Source organism: Lentzea sp. (assembly GCF_035525475.1).
In the GTDB taxonomy this organism is placed as follows: domain Bacteria; phylum Actinomycetota; class Actinomycetes; order Mycobacteriales; family Pseudonocardiaceae; genus Lentzea.
The window spans coordinates 1-2,433 of record NZ_DATLEC010000217.1 but is presented as its reverse complement, the minus strand read 5'-3'; the positions used below and the strand labels follow the sequence as shown (position 1 = coordinate 2,433).

The following is a 2,433-nucleotide window of genomic DNA, read 5'->3' as shown; positions in this document are numbered from 1 at the left end:
CACGCCTTCGCGGCGGTGGCTGGGATCCCCGCGAAGGCTTTCGACCGGGACCACTACGACGTCCCGTCCGAGTGGTACGACCGCATGGTCGCCGCCGGCGCGACGCCGGTTTCGCCGCGGGACATCGTCCGCGCGCTGCGGGCCGTCGGCCTACGCACCCCTAAGGTGCCGGCCTCGCTTCGCCAGGCCTCCTAGCTCTTACTAGCCGCGGTCCCGGAACGGGTGGTCATCAGCCCGAGGGTGTTGCCGGCCGGGTCGGTCAGGAACGCCATCCACTCCTCGGTGCCGTCGTCGTGGGTGTGCACCAGCCCCGGTGGGAACGTCATCGCGACCCCGGCCTGCTCCAGGCGGGCGACCGTCCCGTCGAGATCGGCGACCGAGAGGTAGACCGTCGACAGCGGGGTCCAGTTCGCCTCGTCGACCTTGCTGCAGAACAGCCGGGTGGACCCAGCATGAAAGAAGGCCAGGTCACCCCAGGTGCCGAAGTGCGCCAGGGCGAGGGTGTCCCGGTAGAACGCGACGGTGGCGTCGATGTCGCGCACCAGCAGGGCGACCTGACCGACGGCGGTCGGCACCGTGTCCGGATCGCGCGCCGGGTCGGTCATGCGGTGAGACTAGCCAGTTCAGCCGCGACGTTGGCCCGCGCGGCGGACTCCCAGCGTTGCTGTCCCGCCGGCGTGCGGAACAGGGTGGGCAGGGCGAGCAGGTTGCCCAGCACGGTGGCGCGGCCGGCCCGGAAGGTCTCGTCGGTGACGTGGGGGTACTCGGCCCGGACGGCCTCGACGTACCGCGCGTAGTCGGCCCGCCCGGCCGCGAGGATCGCCAGGTCGGCGTCACAGAGCGTCTCGCCGTTCGAGTCGCCGGGCGCCGGATCGTGCGTCGCTGTGAGCCGCACCAATCGGGCGGTCTCGGCGACGAGCGCAGGCGGGAGGGCGAGGCCGGTCAGGTCGGCCTCGGCGAGGCGGGCACTGTTCTCCTCGTCGTCCGGGGCGCCGGCGTAGACCGCGTCGTGGTACCAGACCGCCAGGCGCACCGCGTCGAGGTCTTCCGCGTGCCCGGCCAGGTCGTGCACCGCGTCGAGCACCGCCGTCAGGTGGGCGAGGTCGTGGTAGCGCCGGTGCGGTTCGGCCCAGCGGTCGATCAGCTCACGGCCGGTTGCGGTCGGGTCGTCCCGCGTGAGCCGACCTAGCAGGCCGTCCCAGCGGGCGGTCAGGGCATCGGTGCGCACGGCCCCATCCTCGCCTCTACTTCCGAAAGCGCACATCCGCACGTGCTTTCCGGCGTTTCCGCGTGCGGATCTGCGCTTTCGAGAGCAAAGTTGCGACGCTGCTGCGCCTGATGGAGCGTCAGTTCGCCTCGTCGGCGTCCTCGGCACCGAGCACGTCTTCGGCGTCGAGGATGCGGTACGCGTAGCCCTGCTCGGCCAGGAAGCGCTGGCGGTGGGCCGCGAATTCCTGGTCGACGGTGTCCCGGGCAACGATGGCGTAGAACCGCGCGGTCCGGCCGTCCGCCTTCGGACGCAGCACCCGGCCGAGGCGCTGGGCCTCTTCCTGGCGCGAGCCGAAGGTGCCGGAGACCTGGATCGCCACCGCGGCCTCGGGCAGGTCGATGGAGAAGTTCGCGACCTTGCTGACGACGAGGGTGTGGATCTCGCCGTTGCGGAACGCGTCGTAGAGGCGTTCGCGTTCCTTGACGGTCGTCTCGCCCTTGATCACCGGGACGCCCAGTCGCTCGCCGAGGTCGTCGAGCTGGTCCAGGTACTGGCCGATGACGAGGATCTGCTCGCCGGCGTGCTTGCGCACCAGGGCCTCGACGACGCGGGACTTCGAGCGCGCGGTGGAGGCGAGCTTGTAGCGCTCGTCGGCCTCGGCGGTGGCGGTCAGCAGCCGCTCGTGGTCGGTGAGCGTGACCCGGACCTCGACGCAGTCCGCGGGGGCGATGTACCCCTGCGACTCGATGTCCTTCCAGGGGGCGTCGTAGCGCTTGGGCCCGATCAGGGAGAAGACGTCGCCCTCGCGCCCGTCCTCGCGGATGAGGGTCGCGGTCAGGCCGAGCCGGCGGCGGGCCTGCAGGTCCGCGGTGAGGCGGAAGATCGGCGCCGGCAGCAGATGCACCTCGTCGTAGACGATCAGGCCCCAGTCGCGGGCGTCGAAGAGCTCCATGTGCGCATAGACGCCCTTCCGCTTCGTGGTCAGCACCTGGTAGGTCGCGATCGTGACCGGGCGGATCTCCTTGCGCTGGCCCGAGTACTCGCCGATCTCGTCCTCCGTCAGCGAGGTGCGCTTGAGCAGCTCGGTGCGCCACTGGTGCGCGCTGACGGTGTTGGTGACGAGGATCAGCGTGGTCGCCTTCGCCTCGGCCATCGCGGCCGCGCCGACCAGGGTCTTCCCCGCTCCGCAGGGCAGGACGACGACCCCGGACCCGCCGTGCCAG

The 2,433-nt window shown here is 71.3% G+C and carries 4 protein-coding genes; 1 reads left to right on the top strand and 3 read right to left on the bottom strand.

Annotation, left to right across the window (positions count from 1 at the left end; translation table 11 throughout):
* The coding region (locus VM306_RS33285) for a DUF4031 domain-containing protein (RefSeq protein ID WP_325521965.1) at positions 1 to 195 on the top strand (195 nt) is incomplete at its 5' end.
* On the opposite strand, the gene VM306_RS33280 is transcribed toward VM306_RS33285, so the two are convergent.
* The 3 genes from VM306_RS33280 to VM306_RS33270 all read right to left on the bottom strand — a co-directional run.
* On the bottom strand, positions 192 to 605 hold the full coding sequence (locus VM306_RS33280; protein WP_325521963.1) for a VOC family protein: 414 nt from the start codon (positions 603 to 605) through the stop codon (positions 192 to 194). The two genes, VM306_RS33285 and VM306_RS33280, sit on opposite strands and share 4 nt — an antisense overlap.
* On the bottom strand, positions 602 to 1,228 hold the full coding sequence (locus VM306_RS33275) for a metal-dependent phosphohydrolase (protein WP_325521961.1): 627 nt from the start codon (positions 1,226 to 1,228) through the stop codon (positions 602 to 604). Before VM306_RS33275 ends, VM306_RS33280 begins: the two co-directional genes overlap by 4 nt.
* 118 nt (positions 1,229 to 1,346) lie before the next feature.
* On the bottom strand, positions 1,347 to 2,433 hold a 1,087-nt coding region (locus VM306_RS33270; protein ID WP_325521959.1), incomplete at its 5' end, for a DNA repair helicase XPB.

Bases quoted from the DNA above. Each gene is read 5' to 3' on its own strand.
- VM306_RS33280 (WP_325521963.1), bottom strand. From the start codon at position 605: ATGACCGACCCGGCGCGCGATCCGGACACGGTGCCGACCGCCGTCGGT.